The 22,581-nt window shown below is 71.8% G+C and carries 20 protein-coding genes and 1 pseudogene; 8 read left to right on the top strand and 13 right to left on the bottom strand.

Annotated features, from left to right (window positions below; translation table 11 throughout):
* Nucleotides 1–7: 7 nt before the first annotated feature.
* Complete coding sequence (locus ABZT06_RS27400) at nt 8–514, bottom strand: phage holin family protein (protein WP_355746218.1); 507 nt, start codon at nt 512–514, stop codon at nt 8–10.
* 125 nt (nt 515–639) lie between these two features.
* Here ABZT06_RS27400 and ABZT06_RS27405 point away from each other — a divergent pair, with 125 nt between their 5' ends.
* Nucleotides 640–990 (top strand): VOC family protein, encoded by a 351-nt coding sequence (locus ABZT06_RS27405; RefSeq protein ID WP_355746221.1) that lies wholly within the window; start codon nt 640–642, stop codon nt 988–990.
* Between the two features lie 14 nt (nt 991–1,004).
* Here the strand turns inward: ABZT06_RS27405 and ABZT06_RS27410 are convergent, their stop codons facing one another.
* A complete protein-coding gene (locus ABZT06_RS27410; RefSeq protein WP_355746224.1) occupies nt 1,005–2,924 on the bottom strand; it encodes a DUF5107 domain-containing protein in 1,920 nt (639 codons plus the stop codon).
* A gap of 40 nt (nt 2,925–2,964) precedes the next feature.
* Complete coding sequence (locus tag ABZT06_RS27415) at nt 2,965–3,864, bottom strand: arginase family protein (protein WP_355746227.1); 900 nt, start codon at nt 3,862–3,864, stop codon at nt 2,965–2,967.
* A 59-nt stretch (nt 3,865–3,923) separates the two neighbouring features.
* Between ABZT06_RS27415 and ABZT06_RS27420 the strand changes: the two genes are divergently transcribed.
* Nucleotides 3,924–4,271 carry a DUF6204 family protein gene (locus ABZT06_RS27420; protein ID WP_355746230.1) on the top strand — a complete coding sequence of 116 codons (348 nt, stop codon included), beginning with the start codon at nt 3,924–3,926 and terminating at the stop codon, nt 4,269–4,271.
* Here the strand turns inward: ABZT06_RS27420 and ABZT06_RS27425 are convergent.
* From ABZT06_RS27425 to ABZT06_RS27445, 5 genes are read right to left on the bottom strand one after another with little or no spacing between them, the layout of a single operon-like run.
* Nucleotides 4,243–4,806: a GNAT family protein gene (locus tag ABZT06_RS27425; protein WP_355746233.1), complete on the bottom strand. Its 564-nt coding sequence runs from the start codon at nt 4,804–4,806 to the stop codon at nt 4,243–4,245. The two genes, ABZT06_RS27420 and ABZT06_RS27425, sit on opposite strands and share 29 nt — an antisense overlap.
* A 35-nt stretch (nt 4,807–4,841) precedes the next feature.
* Nucleotides 4,842–5,765, bottom strand: coding sequence for an LD-carboxypeptidase (locus tag ABZT06_RS27430; RefSeq protein WP_355746236.1), 924 nt, complete (start codon nt 5,763–5,765; stop codon nt 4,842–4,844).
* Nucleotides 5,762–7,723: an LpqB family beta-propeller domain-containing protein gene (locus tag ABZT06_RS27435; protein ID WP_355746239.1), complete on the bottom strand. Its 1,962-nt coding sequence runs from the start codon at nt 7,721–7,723 to the stop codon at nt 5,762–5,764. The genes ABZT06_RS27430 and ABZT06_RS27435 overlap by 4 nt, the downstream gene beginning before the upstream one ends.
* Nucleotides 7,724–7,727: 4 nt before the next feature.
* Entirely contained in the window at nt 7,728–9,032 is a 1,305-nt protein-coding gene (locus ABZT06_RS27440) for a M20/M25/M40 family metallo-hydrolase (protein ID WP_355746242.1), read from the bottom strand.
* The gene (locus ABZT06_RS27445; RefSeq protein ID WP_355746244.1) at nt 9,025–9,858 is read right to left on the bottom strand and encodes a M55 family metallopeptidase; all 834 of its coding nucleotides are present in this window, start codon (nt 9,856–9,858) and stop codon (nt 9,025–9,027) included. The genes ABZT06_RS27440 and ABZT06_RS27445 overlap by 8 nt, the downstream gene beginning before the upstream one ends.
* 185 nt (nt 9,859–10,043) lie before the next feature.
* Here ABZT06_RS27445 and ABZT06_RS27450 point away from each other — a divergent pair, with 185 nt between their 5' ends.
* Nucleotides 10,044–11,120, top strand: coding sequence for an acyltransferase family protein (locus ABZT06_RS27450; RefSeq protein ID WP_355746247.1), 1,077 nt, complete (start codon nt 10,044–10,046; stop codon nt 11,118–11,120).
* Between the two features lie 21 nt (nt 11,121–11,141).
* Here ABZT06_RS27450 and ABZT06_RS27455 read toward each other — a convergent pair whose 3' ends face one another.
* From ABZT06_RS27455 to ABZT06_RS27470, 4 genes are all read right to left on the bottom strand, one after another.
* Nucleotides 11,142–11,867 carry a class I SAM-dependent methyltransferase gene (locus tag ABZT06_RS27455; RefSeq protein WP_355746250.1) on the bottom strand — a complete coding sequence of 242 codons (726 nt, stop codon included), beginning with the start codon at nt 11,865–11,867 and terminating at the stop codon, nt 11,142–11,144.
* A 137-nt stretch (nt 11,868–12,004) separates the two neighbouring features.
* Entirely contained in the window at nt 12,005–14,497 is a 2,493-nt protein-coding gene (locus ABZT06_RS27460) for a SpoIIE family protein phosphatase (protein ID WP_355746253.1), read from the bottom strand.
* 132 nt (nt 14,498–14,629) lie between these two features.
* Complete coding sequence (locus tag ABZT06_RS27465; protein ID WP_355746675.1) at nt 14,630–16,984, bottom strand: MFS transporter; 2,355 nt, start codon at nt 16,982–16,984, stop codon at nt 14,630–14,632.
* A gap of 160 nt (nt 16,985–17,144) precedes the next feature.
* Nucleotides 17,145–17,588, bottom strand: coding sequence for an SRPBCC family protein (locus ABZT06_RS27470; protein WP_007385839.1), 444 nt, complete (start codon nt 17,586–17,588; stop codon nt 17,145–17,147).
* Between the two features lie 134 nt (nt 17,589–17,722).
* Here ABZT06_RS27470 and ABZT06_RS27475 point away from each other — a divergent pair, with 134 nt between their 5' ends.
* From ABZT06_RS27475 to ABZT06_RS27495, 5 genes and pseudogenes are all read left to right on the top strand, one after another.
* Nucleotides 17,723–18,760 carry an Rv2578c family radical SAM protein gene (locus ABZT06_RS27475; protein ID WP_355746257.1) on the top strand — a complete coding sequence of 346 codons (1,038 nt, stop codon included), beginning with the start codon at nt 17,723–17,725 and terminating at the stop codon, nt 18,758–18,760.
* 135 nt (nt 18,761–18,895) lie between these two features.
* The gene (locus ABZT06_RS27480; RefSeq protein ID WP_355746259.1) at nt 18,896–20,482 is read left to right on the top strand and encodes an alpha/beta hydrolase; all 1,587 of its coding nucleotides are present in this window, start codon (nt 18,896–18,898) and stop codon (nt 20,480–20,482) included.
* Nucleotides 20,483–20,539: 57 nt separating this feature from the next.
* On the top strand, nt 20,540–20,938 hold the full coding sequence (locus tag ABZT06_RS27485; RefSeq protein WP_355746262.1) for a RidA family protein: 399 nt from the start codon (nt 20,540–20,542) through the stop codon (nt 20,936–20,938).
* Between the two features lie 41 nt (nt 20,939–20,979).
* Nucleotides 20,980–21,510, top strand: a complete 531-nt coding sequence (locus ABZT06_RS27490; protein WP_355746265.1) for a GNAT family N-acetyltransferase — start codon at nt 20,980–20,982, stop codon at nt 21,508–21,510.
* Nucleotides 21,511–21,587: 77 nt separating this feature from the next.
* A pseudogene (locus ABZT06_RS27495) lies at nt 21,588–21,740 on the top strand (LysR family transcriptional regulator); the annotation flags it as partial.
* Nucleotides 21,741–21,901: 161 nt separating this feature from the next.
* Here the strand turns inward: ABZT06_RS27495 and ABZT06_RS27500 are convergent.
* On the bottom strand, nt 21,902–22,477 hold the full coding sequence (locus ABZT06_RS27500; protein ID WP_355746267.1) for an adenylosuccinate lyase: 576 nt from the start codon (nt 22,475–22,477) through the stop codon (nt 21,902–21,904).
* Nucleotides 22,478–22,581 lie beyond the last annotated feature (104 nt).

Raw genomic sequence — 22,581 nt, forward strand, 5'->3', positions numbered from 1 at the left:
CCACGCGTCAGGCCCGGTGGTGCGGCTGCTCGGGGTCGATGTCGTCCTTCCGCGGCGCCGCGCCGGATTCCGGCGTGCCCGGTGTTCCGGGGGCGACCGGCGGCATGGGCGGATACGGCGTCCCGAGCCCGTTCGGCGGCGCGGCCACCGGTGCCGCTCCTGCGGTGGCCCGGTCCGGCTGGGCCGCCGTCTCCGCCTCCTGCGCGGCCGACGGCCGGGACGCGGAAGGCCTGGCCGCACCGCGCAGCGCGTAGGCGACGGCCGCCAGGATCGCGGCGGTGATCAGCGCGGCGGCCCAGTCGGGCAGCCCGAGGGCGAGAGCGAGGCCTATGGCGAGTGCCACGGCCGCTCCCGCGTACAGCGCGACGGCGCCGGACGCGGCGTACAGCATGGCCGTACGGCGCTGCTTGCGCGTCTGTTCGCGCAGCTCGTCCCGTACGGTCTCGCGTGCCACCTGCGCCAGCTCGTCGACCAGATGCCTGTCCAGATGCTCCAGGTGATCCAAGCGCTCCATGGCCGCCGGGTACCCGTACAGGCGTGCGCATAACGCCCGGTCCACCTGTGCGGTGCGGACGGGCGGGTCGGGAGGATCGCGTGAACGATCTCCATGTCCCGGCCGCCGCAATTAGGCTCCTCCACATGGACATTCTGGGAACCACGCTGCGTGTCTGTGTCGACGATCTTGAGGCCGCGGTCGTCTTCTACGAACGGCTGGCGGGCGCCACGGCTCTCCGTTTCGAGCGCGGCGGCGTCCAGGTGGCCGCGGTGGGCTGCTTCCTGCTGATGAGCGGCCCCGAGGCCGAGCTGGAGGTGCTGCGCAAGGTCGCGGCGACCATCGCGGTGAAGGACGTCGACGAGGCCCACCAGCTCCTCAGCGAGCTGGGTGCCCGTGTCATCGCGGGCCCGGTGCCCACGCCGGTGGGCCGCAACCTGATGGCGATGCATCCGGACGGCGTGGTGTACGAGTACGTCGACCGCAACGTCACCTAGCGGGACCGGCTCCGTCAACTCTGCGGCCGCATACGGAAGTCGTAGTGCGGCGGCAGCGGTCCCTCGCTGAGCCGGCTCCACAGTTCGCCGATCGCCTCGGCGCCCTCCCGCAGGTCGGCGACCTCGAAGCCCTCGTCGAAGACGGCCCGGGCCGACTCGGGCCGTCCCTCGGCGAGCAGCAGTCCGGCCTCGATCAGCCGGAACCTGCCGCGCGCCCGGATCGCCGGGTACAGGCGCTCCCACACGGCACGCGCCTCGGCCGTACGTCCTGCCGCGACCAGCGCCTCCAGCGTCTCGCGGCCCAGCGCGGCGGTGGCGGCCGTCCACGACTCGCCGTCGTCGCGCCGCTCGTGGCACAGGTCGTCGAACGCGTCGGCGTACCGGTCGGCGGCCCGCTCGCGGTTGCCGGTCCCCTGGTCGGCGACGGCGAGACAGCGCAGCAACGGCCAGCGGGACGGCGCCAGTTCGAGTCCGCGCTCCCAACTGCGCACGGCCTGCGCCCGGTCACCGGCGTGCCACTGGGCCACTCCCAGGTGGTACTCGGTGAGCGGGGTGGCGGGCGCGGTCTCCAGCATGTCCCGCCAGTGCGGGGCGACCAGCGTCTCGCCGGGCGGCCGTACCCGCCGCGGTTCGGAGAAGGACCCGGCCCGCAGCAGCTCCAGCCAGGGCGCCTGCGCCTGCCCGAGGGTGTTCTCCTCGAAGGGCGTGCCGGGCAACTTCCAGTCGGTGCGCAGCACTTCGAGGGCGCCCCAGCCCGAGCCGGCGGCGAGGGTCTCGCCGGGTTCGGTGTCGGCGTACGGCTTCCAGGCGGCGTACGCCTCGTCGACGGCGGCACGCGGCAGTACGGTCTCCAGGCGCGCCTCCGCCTCCGCCGTCACCGGCGCCGCCGCCAAGGGCCCGTACGCCTCCAGCCACGTCACCTCGCTCTCGGGGGCCAGCCGGACGTGCTCCAGCTGGGTGCGGGCGAGCCCGGCCTGGATCTCGCAGTAGCCGCCGGTGCCGGGTTCGGTGAGCCACTCCTGCCAGCGCCGGCCTCCGCTGCCGGTCCCCCACACGAACAGCTTGCGGCCGCGCAGGAGATCGGTGGACGTCTGCACCAGCCCGTGTCCGTCGGGGTCGAGGGCGGCGATCCAGCGGCGCCGGGCGTCGGGCAGGTCGTAGAAGTAGTCCGCGGCATGGGGGCTGTCCAGCGGGTCCGGTGGGAGGGGCACCCTGCGCAGGTGGCGCTCATAGCCGAACTGCCACGCCTCCTCGGCCGGGGCGAGCACCCTGCGGCCCTCGGGCACGGCGATGTTCGACCACCAGTAGCCCGGCACCGGCCGTTCGTGCGGATTGCGGATCCGTACCCCGACGTACAGGAAGTCCGACCCGTCCGGCAGCCACAGGTCCACCTGGAAGGGCAGGTCCCGCAGTCGTTCCCACTCCCAGAGGCGGAGCATCTCCCCGCCGTCCGGAGCGGGTACGCGGGCCGCGTGCAGGGGTGCGCAGGACAGGGTGGTGTGACCGGTGGCGCCGATGTTCCACTCGATGCCGCCGGAGAACCAGGCGCCGTTCAGGGCGAAGTTCGCGGGCTGGAACACCGGGTTGCGGTACAGGAGTTCACGCCCGGTCGGCTTGTGAAACAGGGCGGCGACCCGGCCGCCGAGACCGGGCAGGACCGTGGCCCTGAGCCGGTCGTTCTCGATCACGATCGTCTCGAGCTCGCGGGGTGCGCGGTCCCTGCCGTAGCAGTCCCGGACACGGACCGGCAGCAGGCTCCCGAGCTGCCCGTAACCGGCCTGCCGGGCCATGTCCCGGGGCAGGTCGTCCCGGTCCCGTACGTCGATGCTGTGAACCTCCTGCGGGAGCAGCAGCGGGGGCAGCGGGTTGTCGGGGCCCAGCTGTGCGGCGGGCAGGGTGAGTACGTCTCGCCGGATCGTCGTCACGATCACCATGGAAACCGCTCGGCGGTGAGTCGGCCAGGGGAGCTGCCGGTCAGGATTGCGCAAAGGCGTCCACGACGATGTCGGTGAGCAGCGCGGCCGCCGTGCCCTCGGGGTCGAGATCGGGGTCGTAGATGGTGATGTTGAGGCCGGCGCAGGAGGGGGAGGCGAGCAACGGCCGTAGCAGCGCGACGAGTTCGGCGGGCAGGAGGCCGTCCGGGTCGGGGCTGTCCACGGCGGGCATGACGGCCGGGTCGAGACAGTCGGCGTCCAGGTGCACCCAGAAGCCGTCGATCTCCGGGGTCTCGAAGGCCTGCGCGGTGGCCCGGGCGAGGGCGTCCGCACCCCACTCGCGGAGATCGCCGACGGTCACGACCGGGATCTTCAGCGCGGCCAGTTCGGCGCGGTCCTCCTCGAACGCGTCGCGGATCCCGAAGAACCGCACGTCCTCGTCGCGCAGGTAGGGCTTCAGCCCCTCCAGGTCCGTCAGGTCCTCCTGCCCCCGCCCGGTGCCCAGCGCGACCTCCTCGCCGCCCGCCGCGCCGATCCGGTCGGAGTTGCCGGGGTGCCGGAAGTCGGGCGAGGCGTCGACCGCGGCCAGTCCGTAGCGCCCGACGCGGCGCAGGGCGAGCGAGGCGCCGAGCTGGATGGAGCAGTCGCCGCCGAGGACGACGGGGAAGTCCCCGGCGCGCACATGGCGCTCGATGCGGTCCGCCAGCCTGACGGTGTAGGAGGCGATCGCGGTGGCGTTGAAGACGCCGTCGCCCTCCTGCCAGTCCCCGCGGTCGTAGCGCGGCGGCACCACCACCCCGCCCTCCAGGGCGTGCAACCGCTGCACGATCCGCTGCTCACGCAGGGCCCCGGCCAGCTTGTAGCAGCCGGGGACGGTACCGGGGGCGGGCGGACGCAGGCCGAGGTTGGAGGGGGCGTCCAGCACGACGATATTCCGCATGCGGATCATCCTCGCCGACGTACCCTCGACCGTCCACGGAGATACGCGAGGGAGCGACAGTGAGTGAGCAGCACACCTACCGGGTGATCGTCCGCGGCACGTGGGAGGGGCTCACGGAGGAGGCCCGCGCCCGGCTGCTCGCCGAGGCGGCGGACCACGGCATGGTGAGCATGCGGTTCTCCGAGGAGGGCTCCCTGTCGTACGAACCGGCTCCGCTGAAGCACTTCTCGATGCGCTATGTGGTGGTGTCGGACGCGGCGGACGGCGAGGAGATGGCGGGCGCGATCGCCGAGGACCGCGCGGAGACGGCACTCAGCGAGCTCGGCTACGGCTTCCGCGACCTGAAGTCGACGGTCACCGACCTCGACACCATGAAGATCAACCGGAAGCCCGCATCTCGACGGTGAGCGCCCAGCGCTCGTGGTCCCGCCACTCCCCGTCGATGTAGAGCATCTTCGGGGAGAACCCCTCGAGGCGAAAGCCGCAGCTGCGGGCGAGGGCGAGGGAGGCGGTGTTGAGGGGCTGCGCGTTGATCTCCAGGCGGTGCAGCCGCATCGGCCCGAAGGCGTGGTCGACCACGAGGTCAAGCCCCTCGCGCATCAGCCCGCGCCCGACGGCGTGCGCGAAGGCGCCGTAGCCGAGGGCCCCGCATCGGAAGCCGCCCTCGACGATGTTGTTGATGTTGATGAACCCGGCGATGGCCCCCTCGCCCCGCTCCCCGTCCTTCTCGCAGACCAGGAACCCCGCCTTGGTCCGGTCCTCGATCAGCCGGCCGGCATACGCGAGATACGCGCTCTCGCTGTCCGGCGGGAACAGCCACGGCTGGTGCAGTTCCTTGCTCTCCCTGGCCCGGGCGGTGAACTCGGCGGCGTCCTCGTAGGTGAAGTGGCGTATGCCCACGCGGGGGCCTTCGGCGAGGTAACGGGAAGCGGTGTGCGGCATCCCGCCACCCTACGACGCGAGCCGCGGCCCCCTCGTCAGCACAGTGCGGGTTCGTCGAGGGTCAGGGTGCCCGCCTCCGCGTCGAGTTCGGCGGCTACCCCGAACGGGATCGTCAGCGCCCCCGCGCAGTGCCCGAAGCCGAACTCCTCGACGACGGGTACACCGAGGCCGCCGAGCCGGTCGAGGAGCAGCGCGCGCACCCCCTCGTACGGTTCGCACCTTTCCCACGACCCGAGGAGCACCCCGCGCACCCCGTCGAGCCAGTCGGCGCGCAGGAGTTGGGTCAGGTAACGGTCGAGGCGGTACGTCTCCTCGCCGACGTCCTCCAGGCAGAGCAGTCCGCCGCGCGCTCCCGGCCGGGCGTGTGCGGAGCCCAGTTCGGAGGCGAGCAGGCAGAGGCAGCCGCCCAGGGTGACACCGCGGGCCCGGCCAGGGACGAGGGCCGTGCCGGCGGAGGCGATCGTGCGGACCGTCTCCGGCGCGAACAGCGTGGCCTTCAGATGTTCCTGGGCCCGCGCGTTCTTGATGAAGTCGATGCCGGCGGCCATGGGACCGTGCAGCGTGACCAGGCCGAGCCGGGCGGCGAACGCCTCATGCAGCGTGGTGACGTCGCTGAACCCGACCAGCACCTTGGGTCCGGCCGCGCGCAGGGCGTCCCAGTCGAGCAGGTCGACCATGCGCATCGCGCCGTATCCGCCGCGGGCGCACAGCACGGCGTCCACGGTGGGGTCGCACCAGGCGTTCTGAAGATCGGCCGCCCGGTTGGCGTCCGTGCCCGCCAGGTAGGTGAACTCGCCGTGGCGGTCGAGGACATGGGGTGCCACGACCAGTTCCAGATCCCAGCCGCGCAGGACGTCCAGGCCGGCCTGGACGCGCTCCTCCGGCACCGGTCCGCTGGGGGCGACGACGGCCACGCGAGCTCCGGGCGCGAGTCTGGGCGGCCGTACGAGTTCTTTCACCTGGTGAGCTCCAATGTCGGGACGCCGGGCGGGTTCAGCCCGAACACCTGGGCATACAAAGACAGTTCGGCCTCCAACGCGCGGATCATCGTGTCGGCCCTGCGGAACCCGTGCCCCTCCCCCTCGAAGGCGAGGTAGGCGTGCGGCACCTGCCGGCCGGCGATCCGGGCGAGGAACCGCTCGCACTGCGCGGGCGGGCAGATCACGTCGTCCAGGCCCTGGAGCAGCAGGAAGGGCGCGGTGACCCGGTCGGCGTGCTCGACGGGCGAGCGTTCCGCGTACCGTCCGGGGACCTCGGCGAGCGGTCCGACCAGGCTCTCCAGGTACTGGGACTCGAAGTCGTGGGTCTCCCCCGTGCCCCAGCCGGCCAGGTCGAGGATCGGGTAGATGATCGTGCCGCAGGCGTAGACGTCGGTCGCGGTGAGCGAGGCGGCGGCGGTCCAGCCGCCCGCGCTGCCGCCGCGGACGGCGAGCCGGTCGCGGTCGGCGGTGCCCTCGTCGGCGAGGGCGAGCGCGACGGCCGCGCAGTCCTCGACGTCGACCACGCCCCACTGTTCACGCAGCCGGTTGCGGTACTCCCGCCCGTATCCGGTCGAGCCGCCGTAGTTGACCTCGGCGACGCCGATGCCGCGCGAGGTGAAGTACGCGATCGAGAGGTCGAGGACGAGGGGCGCGTGGCCGGTGGGCCCGCCGTGCGCCCAGACGACATACGGCGGCAGCTCGTCGGCCGGCGCCCGGTGGCCGGGGTGGTGCGGCGGGTAGACGTGGGCGTGGACGTCCCGGCCGTCCGGCCCGGTGAAGACGCGGATCAGGGGCTCGGGATAGTACGCGGGGTCGACCGGGTCGTCGTGCTCGGCGCCGATCACCCGAGCCCGGCCCGTGCGGGTGTCCACCTCCACCACCTCGTAGGCGGTGCGCGGGCTGGCGCCGACGGCGACGACCCGCTCTCCGTGCACGGCGAGGGTGGGGGCGAACTCGGTCCAGGGGCCTGCCGCGTCGACGAGTTCGCCGGTCTCGGGGTCCAGGATCCCGAGGGCGGTCGAGCCGGTGCCGTGCACCACCGCGATCAGTCCGCTGTCCAGCGGGGCGAACCAGCGGTGGCCGAGCTTCCACAGGGCGCCGCCGAACTCCTCCTCGCGCGGGCAGAGTTGCTCGCCGTCGCGGTAGAGGTTCCACCAGCCGGTGCGGTCGCTCGCGTACAGGAGCCTCCCGTCGGGCGACCAGTCGGCCTGGGCGATGGACTCCTCCGGGCCGCCGGCCACGGCGCGGGGTTCCCGGAGCGTGCCCTGGTGGACCTCGGCGACGATCAGCTCCGTGCCGTCCCAGGGCATCCGCGGGTGGTCCCAGGCGAGCCAGGCCGCGCGGGTGCCGTCGGGCGAGATGCGGGGCCCGGTGACGAACCGGTGCCGGTCGTCGGTGAGTTCGCGCACCGCGTCGCGGTCCTGCACGGCCGAGCCGTCCAGCGGCACAGCGGCGAGCACCCGGCGGACGTCGGTGGGCCCGTCGCCGGTGAACTCCTCCAGGACGCACCACACTTCACCGAGGTCGAGTCTCAACTGCGGCTCCGCCCAGCGCAGTCCGACGCCCACCGGGGAGACGGGCGTGAGGGGACACGGCTCGCTCCCGGGCTCGTACCGGTACAGCCGCTGGTCGGCGAAGTGCACGAACACGACGAGCGGTTCACCGGCCGGCACCGCCCCGGCCCAGGGGTGGCCGCCGTACTCGATGACCCGGCTGCGCACGTTCCACGGCGCGGGCAGCACCGACTCCTCGGTCCCGTCGGTGCGTCTGCGCACCAGGGTGCGGCGGCCGCCCTCGGCGGGCCGGGGTTCGGTCCACCACACCTCGTCCCCGACGAAGCCCAGCCATTCGGGATGCCCGTCGTGCGCGGCCGCGAGCGCCGCGTCGATGGGCGAGGGCCAGGAACCGTATGCCGACGTCTGCACGTTCTCCCCCACTTGCTCAGGCTGTTCGCAGGAAGCGGTCGAGTACCCGCACGCCGAAGTGCAGTGCCTCGACGGGGACGCGCTCGTCGACCCCGTGGAAGAGCGCCTGGTAGTCGAAGCCCTCCGGGAGCTTCAAGGGCGCGAACCCGTACCCGGTGATGCCGAGCCGGGAGAACTGCTTGGCGTCCGTGCCGCCGGACATGCAGTACGGCACCACGTGTCCCTCGGGCGCGAACTCCTCCACGGCGGCACGCATCCCGGCGTAGGTCGGTGAGTCGACCGGCGCCTGGAGGGCGACCTCGCGATGGCTGAACTCCCAGTCCACGTGCGGTCCGGTGAGCTGGTCGAGGGTCGCGCGGAACTCGTCCTCGCCGCCGGGCAGATAGCGGCCGTCGACGTAGGCCACGGCCTCGCCCGGGATCACGTTGAGCTTGTAACCGGCTTCCAGCATGGTCGGGTTGGCGCTGTTGCGGACGGTCGCCGCGACCAGCTCGGCCGCCGGGCCCAGCTTCTCCAGCAGCCCGTCCACGTCGGTGAGGTCGGTCTCGATGCCGTAGAGCGCGGCGAGTTCGGTGAGGGCGGCGCTGACCGTCGGGGTGAGCCGCAGCGGCCATTCGTGCTCGCCGATGCGGGTGACGGCGGCGGCCAGCCGCGTGACCGCGTTCTCCTTGTTGACCTTGGAGCCGTGTCCTGCCCGGCCACGCGCGGTGAGCTTCAGCCAGCCGGTGCCGCGCTCCCCCGCCGCGATCGGATAGATCTGCCGCCCGGAGCCGTCGTGGAAGGTGAACGCCCCCGACTCGCTGACCCCCTCCGTGCAGCCCTCGAAGAGCTCGGCGTGCTCGTCGGCGAGGAACCCGGAGCCGTCCACGGCGCTGGCCTCCTCGTCCGCGGTGAACGCGATCACGAGGTCACGCCGGGGCCGTACGCCCTGTCGCGCCCAGCCCCGCACGACGGCCAGGATCATCGCGTCCATGTTCTTCATGTCGACCGCGCCGCGCCCCCAGACGACGCCGTCGCGGATCTCCCCGGAGAACGGGTGCACGCTCCAGTCGGCGGCCTCGGCGGGCACGACGTCCAGATGACCGTGGACGAGCAGGGCGTCCGCCGACGGGTCGGTGCCCTCGATCCGGGCGACGACGTTCGTACGGCCCTTGGTGCGCTCCAGCATCAGGGGCTCCAGACCCGCCCCGGCCAGCTGTTCGGCCGCGTACTCGGCGGCCGGGCGCTCCTGGCAGTCGCCGCCGCCCCGGTTGGTGGTGTCGATACGGATGAGGTCGGAGGTGAACCGGACGACCTCGTCCAGTCCCTGCTGGTCAGCCATACTGCTCCTCCACGGCGGCCGAGACGATGGTGGTGACCGCTTTGAAGGTACGGATTCCCGCGTACATGGTCTCGTTCGTGTACGCCACCTTCCGCACCCCGATCCGCTCCACACCCGGCACCACGGTGGCGGCCATCGCCAGGTGCTCGGCATCGAACTCGACCGCGATCGTGAACGGCCCTGCCTGTACCGGTTCCTGACGGACCGCCAGCGACGCGGCCTCCTTGGCGGCGGCCCTGATGTCGGCGGCGGTACGGGCGGGTGTGCGGCACACGGCCGCGTACCGCGAGACATGGTCCTTGACGGCGACCTTCAGCGCCTCGGGGGCGTAGCCGAGGGCGTCCTCGCAGGCCACGTCGTCTCCGGTGACCAGGACGACGGGGACGCCGTACTCCGCGACCACGTGCGCGTTCAGGTGTCCCTCGCTCGCGGGGACGTCGTTCAGCCACACCCCGGTGATGGAGTTGGCGAGGTAGGTGTGGGCGAGGACGCCCTCCTGGCCGGCGCCCGCGTGGTAGCCGAGGAACGCGATGCCGTCGACGTCGCCGTGCTGGACGCCCTCGACCATGGACAGCGACTTGTGCCGCCCTGTGAGCATCTGCGCGCGCTCGTCGAGCCGCTCCAGGAGCAGGTTGCGCATGGTCCAGTGGGCCTCGTTGACGAGTACCTCTTCGGCGCCCCCGTCGAAGAAGCCGAGCACGGCGGCGTTCACGTCCGAGGTGAACATCGACCGGCACCGCTCCCACTGCGGTGTGCCCGGCAGCACGTCGGCCGGCCAGGTCACGCCGGTGGCGCCCTCCATGTCGGCGCTGATCAGGATCTTCATGGTGCGCCACGTTACGCGTCGCGGAGGTTTACGTCGCCCGTGAGTGGTGAGGCGAGCCGAATGCCGCTCACCCCCGCTTCACAGGTGGCTCATGGAAGACGCGTATCCTCCCTCGCGGGTTCCACAGGAGACGGCCAAGGAGAAGAGTGAGCGACACCGCACAGCCCGTCCGGTCTGCAGGACCCATGACGGCGACCACCGCGCCGGGGAACCCGCCCGGACGCCCGAAGCAGCGCGACGCGTTCTTCGACAACGCCAAGTACCTGGCGATCGTGCTGGTGGCCATGGGCCACGCCTGGGAGCCGCTGCGCTCCGACAGCCGTGCCGTCACCGCGCTCTACACGTTCGTCTACGCCTTCCACATGCCGGCGTTCATCATCATCTCGGGCTACTTCTCCCGCTCGTTCGACGCGAGTCCGGCGAAGATCAAGCGGCTGGTCACCGGGGTCGTCGTCCCTTACGTCGTGTTCGAGACGGCGTACACCTATTTCACCCGGTGGTCGGACGGTGTGCCGGACCGTGCGGTCAGTCTCCTGGACCCGCTGTACCTGACCTGGTTCCTGGCCGCCCTGTTCATCTGGCGGCTGACCACGCCGATCTGGCGCAGCGTGCGGTGGCCGCTGCCGATCGCCCTCATGCTCGCCGCGCTCGCCACCCTCAGCCCGTCCATCGGCCACGACCTGGACCTCCAGCGCACCCTGCAGTTCCTGCCGTACTTCGTGCTCGGCCTGTGCCTGCGCCCCGAGCACTTCTCGCTGGTACGGCAGTGGCGGGTGCGTCTGCTCGCGGTGCCGGTCCTCGCGGGCTCGCTGCTGTTCTCGTACTGGGCGGTCCCGCGCATGGACTACGCCTGGTTCTTCCACCGCGACGCCGCCGAGCACTTCGGTGTGCCCGACTGGTACGGGCCGCTGATGACGCTGGCCCTCTTCGCCTGCTCGCTCGTCCTGGTCGCCTGTTTCCTGTCCTGGGTGCCGGGGCGCCGGATGTGGTTCACGACCCTGGGCGCGGGCACGCTCTACGGCTACCTGCTGCACGGTTTCGTCGTCCAGGCCGGCAACCACTTCGACTGGGCCGGACACCGCTGGCCGCACACCCCGCTCGGCGAGATCGCCGCCACGCTCGTCGCCGGCGCGGTGGTGACCGCGCTGTGCACCGCTCCCGTGCGGCGGGTCTTCCGGTGTGTGATGGAGCCACGGATGGAGTGGGCGTTCCGGAAGACCCCGCCCGTCACGGGCGGGGTGCCCGCTCAGGTACGCCGATAGGACGCGCTGACCTCCGGGCTGTCAGGCGGTGCGGCCCACCACCCACCACTTCGACGGCAGTTCGATCCGGGTGCCGTCGGCCCGGTACTCGGTGGTGATGAGCGGCAGCTCACCGCTCGCCGCGATCGTCAGCCCGGCCGCCCCGAGGTACACGGGCACCGCTTCGTCGGCGACCTCGCCGGGTGCGATGCCGTGCCGGAAGACGGGGGCCAGCTTGGCGGGCGGTCCGTCGGGGCTCTGTGCCAGGCCCACCAGGATCGACTTGGCGGCCTCGGAGAGCTCGACGAGGAAGGCCCGGCCGCGCTCCCCGACGAGCGTGGCGATCCCGTCGACCAACTGCTGCCGGTCCTCGGGCGCGGCCTGGTGCAGCACACCCCGCATGTAGACGTTGGTGTCCCCGAGTTCGGCGTGCAGGTTCTCCGGTTCGCTCTTGTCGGAGGCGTCCAGCAGCTGGTACGTCACCTGTCCGTCGGGGTCGGCGTCGCGCGCGCGGTCGAGGGCGGCGGCGGACAGGTCGACGCCGATGACCTGGGTGAAGTGCGCGGCGAGGAAACGGCTCTGGGTGCCGTTCCCGCAGCCCAGGTCCACGAGGGGCAGGCCGGGATCGACCAGGAGCGGCTCGAAGTGGGCAAGGTGGACCCCGGCGGTCAACACCGGCTCCGCGTCCCAGAACACGGCCCCCTGCCGCCCCGGGGCCTCCCGCCAGAAGCCCTCCCAGGACTCCCGGTACCGACCAGTCACGCTCATGCCCAACTCCCCAGGATGCGACACAAACCCGCCACACTTGACGGGCCAGTACGGTGTATCGCGCCAAGGTCACGCGGACAAGCGCATGGCGCATTCCTTCACTGCCAGTTCGAGAGACACGCGCCCCCAGGCGCCCCTCAGCGACGCGGCAGGGTCAGTTCGAACCAGACGGTCTTCCCGTCCTTCGTACGGCTCGCACCCCACTCCCGGGCAAGCGTGCTGACCACCCTGAGCCCTCGTCCTTGCTCGTCGGTTGGCCCCGCGCTCAGCAGGTTCGGCAGATCATGGTCGTCGTCGTCCACCTCGCACAGCAAGGTGTCCCCCCGCACGAGCCGCAGCTGGACGGGACGGCCGTGGGAGTGCCGTACGGCGTTGGTCACCAGCTCGCTCACCATCAGCTCCGTGCCGTCGGCCAGCTTCGCCAGCCCCCAGTCGTGCAGCTGCTCCCGCACCACCGCGCGGGCGCGCCCCACCTCGACCGGATCGAGGGAGATCCGCCACTCGGCGACGTCGTCCGGCTCGATGCCGTTGAGGCGGGCCATGAGCAGCGCCACGTCGTCCTTGCGGCCACCGCGCGGGTTCAGCGCACGGATGATCGCGTCGCAGGCGTCGTCCATGGACGCGGCCGGATGCGCGGCGGACTCGGTGAGCGTCGCGAGACCCACCCCGATGTCCTCGCCCCGCACCTCCACCAGCCCGTCGGTGCACATCAGCAGCCGGTCTCCGGGCTCCACACGCACGCGTACCGCCTCGAAGGGCACCCCGCCGACGCCGATGGGCGCCCCGGTGGGCAGGTCGAGCAGCTCACTGCGCCCGTCCCGGGCCCGCACGATCACCGGCGGAATGTGCCCCGCGTTGGCGAGGTGGAGTTCGCTCGCGATCGGGTCGTAGACCGCGTAGAGGCAGGTCGCGAGGTAGGTGTCGCCGAGCCGCTGGGCGAGGTCGTCGAGGTTGCGCAGCAGCTGGGCCGGCGGCAGGTCGAGCGCGGCCATGGTCTGTACGGCGGTACGCAACTGGCCCATCATGGCGGCCGAGTTGAGCCCGTGCCCCATGACGTCCCCGACGACCAGGGCCGTCCGTGCGCCGGGCAGCTTCACGGAGTCGAACCAGTCGCCACCGACCCGCCCCAGGAGCGTGCCCGGCAGATAGCGGGTGGCGATGTCGCAGCCCGCCATGCGCGCCGGGATGTGCGGCAGCATGCTGTCCTGGAGGGTCTCGGCGACGGACTCCTGGAAGGTGTACATGCGCGCGTTGTCGAGGACGAGGCCCGCGCGGGCGGCGAGTTCGGCGCCGGTGACGCGGTCCATGTCGTTGAACTCGACGCGCTCGGGGTGCCGTAGCAGGATCATGAACCCGAGGACCACGTGGCGGGCCTTCAGCGGTACGACGAGCATGGAGCGGCCGGTGATCAGCGGCCTGATGTCCCGCTTCTCGAACTGCGAGGCGATCGCGTGCCCCATCTGTTCGCTGATGCGCGGCACGAGGACGGGCTCACCGCTGGTCATGCACTGGAAGAACGGGGTGTGCGCGGGGAAGGGCATGGCCTCGCCGACCGGCACTACGTCGTCCCAGCGGCCGGGTTCGTCGGTGTGCTCCAGGGCCACCCGGTGCCACATGGTGGTGGTGTCGGGGACACCGTCGGGGAACCCCTCGCCGGCGACGACCTGTTCACGCAGATAGGTGCCGGCGACGTCGGTGAAGCGGGGCACGACGGCCCTGCTGACCTCGACGATGGTCCGGGACAGATCGAGGGAGGTACCGATCTTCCCGCTGACCTCGTTGAGGAACTCCAGACGCTCGCGTACGGCGACGTACTCGAGGTCCTCGCCCTCGTCCGGCTCGTCCTGCGGCAGCGGGAGGCCCGCCGCGACCGCCCGGGCCGCCCGCTCGCGGCGGGCCCTGCGCTCGGCGCGCCGGGGCACGCCCCAGTCGGGGGTGACGGGCACCCGGTCGTTCTGGCTGAACTCCAGGATCGGATAGCCCAGTTCGAGGATCTGCGCGACGATGCGGGCGCTCTCGCCGACGCTCATGCTGGGCAGGATCTCGGGAAGCCCGCGGGCGAGTGCGTCGGCGCCCGGGAAGTCGGTGTGCAGGGCGAAGGCGGGCGCGATCCGCTCCACGCCCGTGCCGCCCTCGTCCAGGTCGCGATCCTGGTGATGGTTGTGGTGAAGGTCCTGCTGGAGTCCGCCCGCGTCGGCGGCCAGGACCAGCAGACGCTCCCGGCCGGGGCCCACCAGCGGGTAGGCCCACCACAGGACGTCGACGCGGTCCGCGCCGGGCACGGTGAGACGGGCACGGCCGGCGGCCGGGTAGGACAGCCCGCTGTAGAGGGAGGACTCGAGGTCGGGTCCGAGTCCGTCGTAGGCCGCGTACCCGCCGTAGGCCGGGGTGTCCTCCTCGGCGGGGAGTGCTCCGGAGACGGGCAGCAGGTCCGCCGCCGAGCGGCCGATGGCCTCCTCCTTGGCGGCGCCGAACAGCCGGCTCGCGCCCCGGCTCCAGTGCGAGACCAGGCCGTCGCGGTCCACCACGACCACGGCCAGCGGGACACGTCCGGCCGCGGCGGCTCCGTCCGCCGTGCCGTTCCCAGCTCCGCGGCTGGGAGGTGCGCCCCTCTCGGTGCCATGGTCCATGGCCCAGGCCCTCTCTCCGCAAGATCTGTGCCGCCTGCTCCACCGTACGGCGCCGGTCGGTCACGGTGTGCGGCAATGCGGGAATTGGCCCGGACCGGAGAGCCCCGGCGCACGCCCCTCACTGACGCTCCGTCAGTTCTCGTGCCCGAGCTGGAGATCGCGCTCCGTCCGACCGCCGCCGGCCACCTGGAGGACGGTGGCGACCGGCGGGTAGCCCGTGGCGATGACGGTGTACTCGCCGTGGGACAGGTCGGCGAAACGGAAGGTGCCGTCGGGGCCGGTCGTGAGGGAGCGCACCACGTTGCCCGCGACGTCCAGGAGCGTCACGCGCGCGTCCTCGACGGACCGTCCGCCACCGGCCCGCACGGTTCCGTGCAGTACCGCGCCGCCCGCGAGTTCGACGTCCTGCCTGGTCTCCCGGGAGGCCCGGACGGTGACGGGGAGCGCGGCGGGGCGGAACGCGGGCGCGCCGGCGGCGAGGGTGTACTCCCCCGCGACCAGTTCGGTGACGGCGTAGGAACCCTCGAGCGAGCTGCGGGTGGTGGCCACCACCTCGCCGTGCGCGTCGGTCAGCGTGACGGTGGCGTCCGGTACGGGTGTGCCGTCGGCGGTCCGTACCCGGCCCGTGAGCCGTCCGGCGCCGCCGAGGACGATGTCCAGGCCGACGGGTCGCTCGCCGATCGTCACGGCGACGGCCTGCGGCTGGTGGCCGCTCGCGGCGGCGATGAGGACGTACGACCCCGGCCCGGGCGCCGACAGCGCGTACCGTCCGTCCTCGCCGCTGGTACCGCGACCGATCTGTGCTCCGGCCACGTCGATGAGGGTGAGTGCGGCCCGGGGCACGACGGTCCCCTCGGAGTGCTGCACCGTGCCGCACACGGGGATTCCGGCGGTGCGCGGAGAGCGGGCCTGCGGGATCGAGGTGGTCTCCGTGTCGGCGGTGTGGTGGGACACCAGCGGTTTCTCCTCGAGGAAGAAGGCGATCAGCAGGCCGAGGAGGAGCACCGGCACGAGGTAGAGGAAGATCCTCGGCATGGCGTCGGCGTAGGCCCGGATGTAGTCGTCGCGGAGCGCCGCGGGCAGGGCGTGGACGAGCTGCGGGGTGATGGACTCGGGGTCGGGCAGCCCTTCCCTCGCGGGCAGCCGCTGCCTCAGCGATTCAGCCAGCCGGTCGGCGAAGAGCGTGCCGAAGACCGCCGCTCCGACACTGCCGCCGATCTGCCGGAAGTAGTTGTTGGCGCTGGTGGCGGTGCCGAGGTCGGCCGGGCGGACGGAGTTCTGCACGGCGAGGATCAGCACCGGCATCACCATGCCGATCCCGGTGCCGAGGACGGCCATCCAGATGCTGTAGTGCAGCCGGGGCGTGTCGACTTCGAGCCGGGACAGCAGCCACATGCCGACGACGGAGAGGGCGCTGCCGAGGACCGGCCAGATCCGGTACCGGCCGGTGTGGCTGATGAGCTGTCCGGCGATCACGGAGGCGCCGACGATACCGGCCATCATGGGCAGCATCAGCAGGCCGGACTCGGTGGCGCTCGCGCCGTCGACCATCTGGAGGAAGGTCGGCAGATAGCTCGCCGCTCCGAAGAGCGCGACGCCGGTCACCAGGCCCACCAGGCCGGTGACGGTGAAGACGGGGTCCCGGAACAGCCGGAGCGGGATGAGGGGTTCGGCGGCGAAGTGCTCGGCGACCAGGAAGAGGACGGTGGAGGCCACCGCTCCGGCCCCGAGGCCGAGGATCACCCGTGAGTCCCAGGCGTACTCGGTGCCGCCCCAACTGGTGAGCAGCACCAGGCAGGTGGACGCCGCGGCGAGCAGCAGCGCGCCGAGCACGTCGAACCGGGGCCTCACCGACGGCTTCGGAAGCTTGAGCACGGCGGTGACGACGGCCAGGGTCAGCAGCCCGAAGGGCACGTTGACGTAGAAGCACCACCGCCAGGAGAGGTGGTCGGTGAAGTAGCCGCCGAGCAGCGGGCCCGCGACGGAGGCGAGTCCGAAGGCGGCGCCGATCAGGCCCATGAAGCGGCCGCGCCGCCGGGGCGGCACGATGTCGGCGATGATCGCCTGCACGCCGATCATGAGGCCGCCCGCGCCGACGCCCTGGACCGCGCGGAAGGCGATCAGCTGGTCCATGGTCGCGGCCCGGCCGGCCAGCGCGGAGCCGGCGACGAAGACGAGGATCGCGAACTGGAAGACGCCCTTGCGGCCGAGCAGGTCGCCGAGCTTGCCGTAGACGGGCAGGCCGATCGTGGCGGTGAGCAGGTAGGCGGTGATCGCCCAGGACATCCGGTCCAGGCCGTGCAGCTCACCGACGATCTTCGGGAGCGCGGTGGCGACGATCATCTGCTCCAGCGCGGCGAGGAACAGCGCGAGCATCAGCCCGAGGAAGATCAACCGCACCTGGCGCGGGCCGAGTCGGACGGCCGGCGCAGGGGCCTCCGGTGGCGCTTCGACCCGTTCCCCGTGCGTCGCAGTCGTCACGTCCACTCCCACGCCCACGTCCCGCTCCCCTCGTCGCGCCCGCCACGCATTTCCCGCACAAGGCGACAACTACGAGCAAGCGCGACGAGTTACGGCACGCCGGTGGGCCGTGCGGAGATCCACTCGATCAGGTGGACGAGATCAACTTCCGCCCGGTACCGGGGACTTACTTCTCGACCTCGGCGGCGAGCCGGTCGAGGAGGGAGTCGTAGATCCGGCCGAGACCCTTGGGCGCGAAGGTCTTCTCGAAGAAGCCGCCGATGCCGCCGGCGCCCTGCCACGTGGTGGTCACGACGACGCGGGACTTGCCCTCGCCTGCCGGGGTGACCCGCCAGGTGGTGACCATGGAGGAGTTGCGGTCCTTCTCGACGAGCTCGCCGTCGGTGGGCTCGGTGACCTCCAGGAGGCAGTCGCGCACGCGCTTGCTGGTGGCCTGGAGCTTCCAGTGGACGAGGGTGCCCTCGCCGTCGCCGCCCTCGCGCACCTCGTACTCGCTGAACTGCTCGGGCAGCACCTTCGAGCGCGTGCCGCTGTAGTCGGCGACGGCGTCGAACACCTTCTCCGCGTCCGCCGCGACGATCCGCTCCGTAGTGGCCTCGACCTGCGCCATCGACTTCCTCCAGGACTTCAAGTTCTCGGGCTTGGAGCAAGCCAACCACCCCCGCCCACGGGCGCCCAAATCGGGGTTGCGCAGAAAATCGAACAAGTGTTTCACTCAAGGGGCAGTGCTACCGAGGAGGCCTCATGCGCTGGGAGAACCTCACCGAGTCCGCGGAACACGGACGGGCCGACGCCGCCCTCTTCGGCGCCGACGCGGTGGTCAGCCGTACCTTCGACACGCCCGAGTTCGCCGGGATCACGTTCCACGAGATCCGGGCCCGCTCGATCATCAACCGGGTGCCGGGCGCCTCCCGCATGCCCTTCGAGTGGACGGTCAACCCCTACCGGGGCTGCTCCCACGCGTGCGTGTACTGCTTCGCCCGCAAGACCCACAGCTATCTCGACCTGGACACCGGTCTCGGCTTCGACTCGCAGATCGTGGTCAAGGTGAACGCCCCCGAGTTGCTGCGCCGCCAGCTGGGCTCACGCCGCTGGACCGGCGACCACATAGCGATGGGCACCAACGTCGACTGCTACCAGCGCGCGGAGGGCCGCTACCGCCTGATGCCGGGCATCCTCGCCGCCCTGCGCGATCACGCGAACCCCTTCTCGATCCTGACGAAGGGCACGCTGATCCTGCGCGACCTCGACCTGCTCCGGCAGGCCTCCTCGGTGACGGACATCGGCGTCTCGGTCTCGGTCGGCTTCACCGACCCGGACCTGTGGCGCACGGTGGAGCCGGGCACCCCCGCTCCGGAGCGGCGCCTGGACGTCGTACGGACCCTGGGCGAGCACGGCATCGGGTGCGGGGTGCTGATGGCGCCGGTGATCCCGTTCTTGAGCGACCGGCCCGCGCAGCTGCGGGCCACCGTGCGCGCGATCGCCGCCTCGGGCGCCACGTCGGTCACCCCGCTGGTGCTGCATCTGCGGCCGGGCGCCCGCGAATGGTTCATGGCCTGGCTGAACCGGGAGCACCCGTATCTGGTACGCCGTTACGAGCGGCTCTATGCGGACGGCGCCTACGCCCCGAAGTGGTACCAGCGCCGGATCACCCGTCAGGTACATGAGCTGGCCCAGGAGTACGGCATCGGTCCCGCGGGCGCGGGGATGCCCCGGCGGATCCGGGAGCCGGAGCCCGAGGTCGAGACGGCGTCCGAACCGACCCAACTCACACTGATCTGAGCGCATTCGAGCGCTTCGGACTGACTAATCGGGTCAACTATCGTCATAACACGTTCTTCCGGGCGTACTTTCCGGGACGATGCGGCGTGGGCCGTGACCCTCACGGTCCACCACCCTCCGTCCGGGGAGGACCCCATGAGAAAGCGCGCAGCCGTGCTGTGCGGTGCCGCGGTCGTCGTGGCGGGCACCTTCACCGCCGTGCCCGCCGACGCCAGTGCCTCGCAGACCACGCACCCCACGCAGACCGCTCCAGCCGCGAAACCCACCTGGAAGAAGTGCGGCACCACCGACCACCCCACGCTTCAGTGCGCGTCCCTCAAGGTGCCGCTCGATCACGCGAACCCGCGCGGGCGGCAGATCACCCTCGCGCTGTCCCGTGTCCCGCACACGGCGAAGAAGTACCAGGGCCCGCTGCTGGTCAACCCCGGGGGTCCCGGCGGCAGCGGCCTGACGTTCGCCGGGTTCATCGCCTCCGGGCTACCCAAGGCCGTCGCGGCGCAGTACGACGTCATCGGCTTCGACCCGCGCGGAGTGGGCGCGAGCAAACCCGCCCTCGACTGCGAGCCGGGCCACTTCAAGCCGGTACGCCCGGACTCCGTGCCGAGCACACCCGCGATCGAGAGGGCCAACCTCAAGCGCGCCAGGTCCTTCGCCGCAGCCTGCGGCCGCAAGTACGCGAGCGTGCTGCCGTACATCGACACCATCAGCGCCGTGCAGGACATGGACTCGATCCGTCAGGCCCTCGGCGCCAGGAGGATCAACTACTTCGGTTACTCGTACGGCACCTATCTGGGCGCGGTCTACGCGAAGCTCTTCCCGCACCAGGTGCGCCGCCTGGTCCTGGACTCGATCGTGGACCCGACCGGCGTCTGGTACGACGACAATCTCACCCAGGACCACGCCTTCAACGACCGGCACCGGGCGCTGATGGCCTGGATCGCCAAGTACGCCTCGACGTACAAGCTCGGCACCGACCCGGAGAAGATCGAGGCCCGGTGGTACGCCATGCGGGCGGCCCTCGCCAAGAAGCCCGCGGGCGGCAAGGTCGGCGCCTCGGAGCTGGAGGACACCTTCATCCCGGGCGGCTACTACAACGGCTACTGGCCCTACCTGGCCGAGGCGTTCGCGGCGTACGTGAACGACAAGAACGCCGACCCGCTGGTCGAGGCGTACGAGCACTTCGGCGCCGTGGACGCGTCCGGCGACAACGGCTACAGCGTCTACACCTCGGTGCAGTGCCGCGACGCCTCCTGGCCGCGCGACTGGCGCCAGTGGCAGAAGGACAACTGGGACGTGTACGAGAAGGCGCCGTTCATGACCTGGAACAACGCCTGGTACAACGCACCGTGCGTGTTCTGGCCCACGAGGTCGCTGAGCCCGGTGAACATCGCCAACGGCAATCTGGCACCGGCGCTGCTCTTCCAGGCGACGAACGACGCGGCCACCCCCTACCAGGGCGGCGTCACGGTCCACCGGCTGCTGGCGGACTCCAGTCTCGTCGTCGAGCAGGGCGGCGGGAACCACGGCATCACGCTGAGCGGGAACAAGTGCCTGGACAAGTACCTGACCGCATATCTGACCGACGGCAGGGTGCCGAGGGGCGGCGGCGAGGCCGACGCGGTGTGCAAGGCACTGCCCGATCCGAAACCGCTGGCCTCCAAGGCGGCGTCGGCGTCCTCGCGCGGCGCGACGCTGCACGGGCTGCTCGGCACCCGCGGCTGAGCGCCTGACGCTCCGTCGGGGACGGGCGTTGTCAGTGCCGTGGTCCACCATGGACGCATGAGCGAATTGACCAGGATTCCCGCCCCCGAGGGGGTCGCCCCCGCGGCCCAGTACTCCCACGTGGTGCTGGGCCGCGGCCGTTTCGTCGCGGTCTCGGGCCAGGTCGCCCTGGACGAGGACGGCAAGCTCGTCGGGGACGGCGACGCCACCGCCCAGGCCCGCCAGGTCTTCGAGAACCTCCACCGCTGCCTGGCCGCCGCCGGAGCGACCTTCGACGAGGTCGTCAAACTCACCTACTTCGTCACGGACATGGCCCACATGCCGGCGATCCGCGCGGCCCGCGCCGAGCACATACCCGACGACCGGCTGCCGGCGGCCTCCGCCGTGCAGGTGGCGGCGCTGGTGCGGCCGGAGTTCCTGATGGAGATCGAGGCGTTCGCGGTGACCGGCGGATAATTCGGAGGTCTGAGCGGGGGGACGGTGCCTAGGGTGCGGCCATGGACGACGACCGCCTCCTCATCCGCCCTATGGCCCTCGCCGACTGCGACTGTGTGGCCGAGATCCGCGTCCGCGGCTGGCAGAGCGCCTACAAGGGCCTGATTGCGCAGTCGTACCTCGACGCGATGAGCGTGGCGCGGGACGCCGAGCGGCACCGCGGCCGCTTCGGACAGGCGGACGGCAGTGTGGTGAACCTCGTGGCCGAGCGGGACGGCGAGGTCGTGGGATGGGCCTGTCACGGCCCCTACCGGGACGGCGAAGTCCGCACCGCCGACGCCGAGTTGTACGCCGTGTACGTGGACCCGCGGCGCTACGGCACCGGCATCGGACACGCTCTGCTGCTCGAGGCACTGCGGAACCGCACCGCCCTGGGCCACGACCGGATGTACCTGTGGGTCCTGAGGGACAACACCCGGGCCCGCCGGTTCTACGAGCGGGCGGGCTTCGAGGCCGACGGCACCGAGGAGCCCTTCGAGGCGGACGGCGTCCCGGTGCCGGAGGTGCGGTACGTACGGCCGCTCAACGCCTGAAGGTCTTCCGCCGGCGCGGTGGGGACGGGCGGCAGGACGCCGAGCGGCGGGCGGGCCCCGGCCCACGGCCCGGGTAGTCGCGAATCGCGGGATGCCTGCGCTCCCGCGGCCAGTCGGTCGAGGTGTACGAGAGCGCCGACTTCACGCCCTGCATCGACTACCCGACCGGCGACCACCCGGCCGTGGTCGGCCCGGTGGGCGCCGGGCTCCGCGTCGCTGTCCCTCCTCGCCACCACCCACCGACCGCGCTCTCACCTCTCCGCACCTGGAAGCCACGACCGCCACCAGCACCGTCGATGAACGCCTCAGCGCCAAGCACCCGCCACTCGGCAGCACGCCGTCCGACACCGCCCCCTCGCACCCAGCCCTCAACACCTCCCCGGCCGCCCCCTCACCGCTGCCTCGGAATCCGCGCCAGCGCATGCACCGCCGCCTCCGCCAGCGAAGGATGCGCGAGGGCCTCCTTCAGTACGGGTCTGGCGCGGGCATCCTCCAGGGTGCCGAGGCCCTCCACGCAGGCGAGCGCCACGCGGCGGTAGGGGTCGTGCGGGCGCAGTCGGCGTTCCAGGGTGGTGATGAGGGCGGGGACGGACTCGGGGGCGCGCAGTTCGGCCAGGAGCCGGACCGGGTGCAGGGCGTAGGCGACCCGCAGTTCGTTGGTGGCGAGGGCCGCGGCCGCGCGGGCCGTGCGCGGGTCGTCGAGCCGGGCGAGGGCGTACGCGGCGGCGGCGCAGCGCGGCGGATCGCGGTGGTTGAGCAGCAGGACGAGCGACTCGAAGGCCCGGCGGTCCCCGGCGAGGCCCAGCCGGAACGCGGCCAGCTCCCGGGCCCACAACGGTTGTCCGGGCTCGGTGAGGACCCCGGCCAGCTCGTCCGGGTCCTCGGTCGCCACCAGACGGTCGAAGGCGGCCGACGCTCCCGACTCCTGCCGTAAGCGCTCCGTGAGTGATCGCAACTCTTCGTCCATGAACCCGAGGTTAGGGGGCTCGCCGGGGGCGCGGGACGTACATCACAAATCCGGGGGCTGGCGCGCTCGTTACCCACCGGTTAAGCTCAGACGAGCGAGTTACC

This window comes from Streptomyces sp. NPDC005483, assembly GCF_040606035.1.
In the GTDB taxonomy this organism is placed as follows: Bacteria; Actinomycetota; Actinomycetes; order Streptomycetales; family Streptomycetaceae; genus Streptomyces.

What these genes read in the sequence shown, in the direction of transcription:
- ABZT06_RS27490 (WP_355746265.1), top strand. Translation starts at nt 20,980, where the DNA reads ATGGACGACGACCGCCTCCTCATCCGCCCTATGGCCCTCGCCGACTGC.
- ABZT06_RS27415 (WP_355746227.1), bottom strand. Translation starts at nt 3,864, where the DNA reads ATGCGGAATATCGTCGTGCTGGACGCCCCCTCCAACCTCGGCCTGCGT.
- ABZT06_RS27500 (WP_355746267.1), bottom strand. Translation starts at nt 22,477, where the DNA reads ATGGACGAAGAGTTGCGATCACTCACGGAGCGCTTACGGCAGGAGTCG.
- ABZT06_RS27405 (WP_355746221.1), top strand. Translation starts at nt 640, where the DNA reads ATGGACATTCTGGGAACCACGCTGCGTGTCTGTGTCGACGATCTTGAG.
- ABZT06_RS27440 (WP_355746242.1), bottom strand. Translation starts at nt 9,032, where the DNA reads ATGGCTGACCAGCAGGGACTGGACGAGGTCGTCCGGTTCACCTCCGAC.
- ABZT06_RS27425 (WP_355746233.1), bottom strand. Translation starts at nt 4,806, where the DNA reads ATGCCGCACACCGCTTCCCGTTACCTCGCCGAAGGCCCCCGCGTGGGC.
- ABZT06_RS27485 (WP_355746262.1), top strand. Translation starts at nt 20,540, where the DNA reads ATGAGCGAATTGACCAGGATTCCCGCCCCCGAGGGGGTCGCCCCCGCG.
- ABZT06_RS27480 (WP_355746259.1), top strand. Translation starts at nt 18,896, where the DNA reads ATGAGAAAGCGCGCAGCCGTGCTGTGCGGTGCCGCGGTCGTCGTGGCG.
- ABZT06_RS27460 (WP_355746253.1), bottom strand. Translation starts at nt 14,497, where the DNA reads ATGGACCATGGCACCGAGAGGGGCGCACCTCCCAGCCGCGGAGCTGGG.
- ABZT06_RS27410 (WP_355746224.1), bottom strand. Translation starts at nt 2,924, where the DNA reads ATGGTGATCGTGACGACGATCCGGCGAGACGTACTCACCCTGCCCGCC.
- ABZT06_RS27455 (WP_355746250.1), bottom strand. Translation starts at nt 11,867, where the DNA reads ATGAGCGTGACTGGTCGGTACCGGGAGTCCTGGGAGGGCTTCTGGCGG.
- ABZT06_RS27475 (WP_355746257.1), top strand. Translation starts at nt 17,723, where the DNA reads ATGCGCTGGGAGAACCTCACCGAGTCCGCGGAACACGGACGGGCCGAC.
- ABZT06_RS27450 (WP_355746247.1), top strand. Translation starts at nt 10,044, where the DNA reads ATGACGGCGACCACCGCGCCGGGGAACCCGCCCGGACGCCCGAAGCAG.
- ABZT06_RS27400 (WP_355746218.1), bottom strand. Translation starts at nt 514, where the DNA reads ATGGAGCGCTTGGATCACCTGGAGCATCTGGACAGGCATCTGGTCGAC.
- ABZT06_RS27470 (WP_007385839.1), bottom strand. Translation starts at nt 17,588, where the DNA reads ATGGCGCAGGTCGAGGCCACTACGGAGCGGATCGTCGCGGCGGACGCG.
- ABZT06_RS27445 (WP_355746244.1), bottom strand. Translation starts at nt 9,858, where the DNA reads ATGAAGATCCTGATCAGCGCCGACATGGAGGGCGCCACCGGCGTGACC.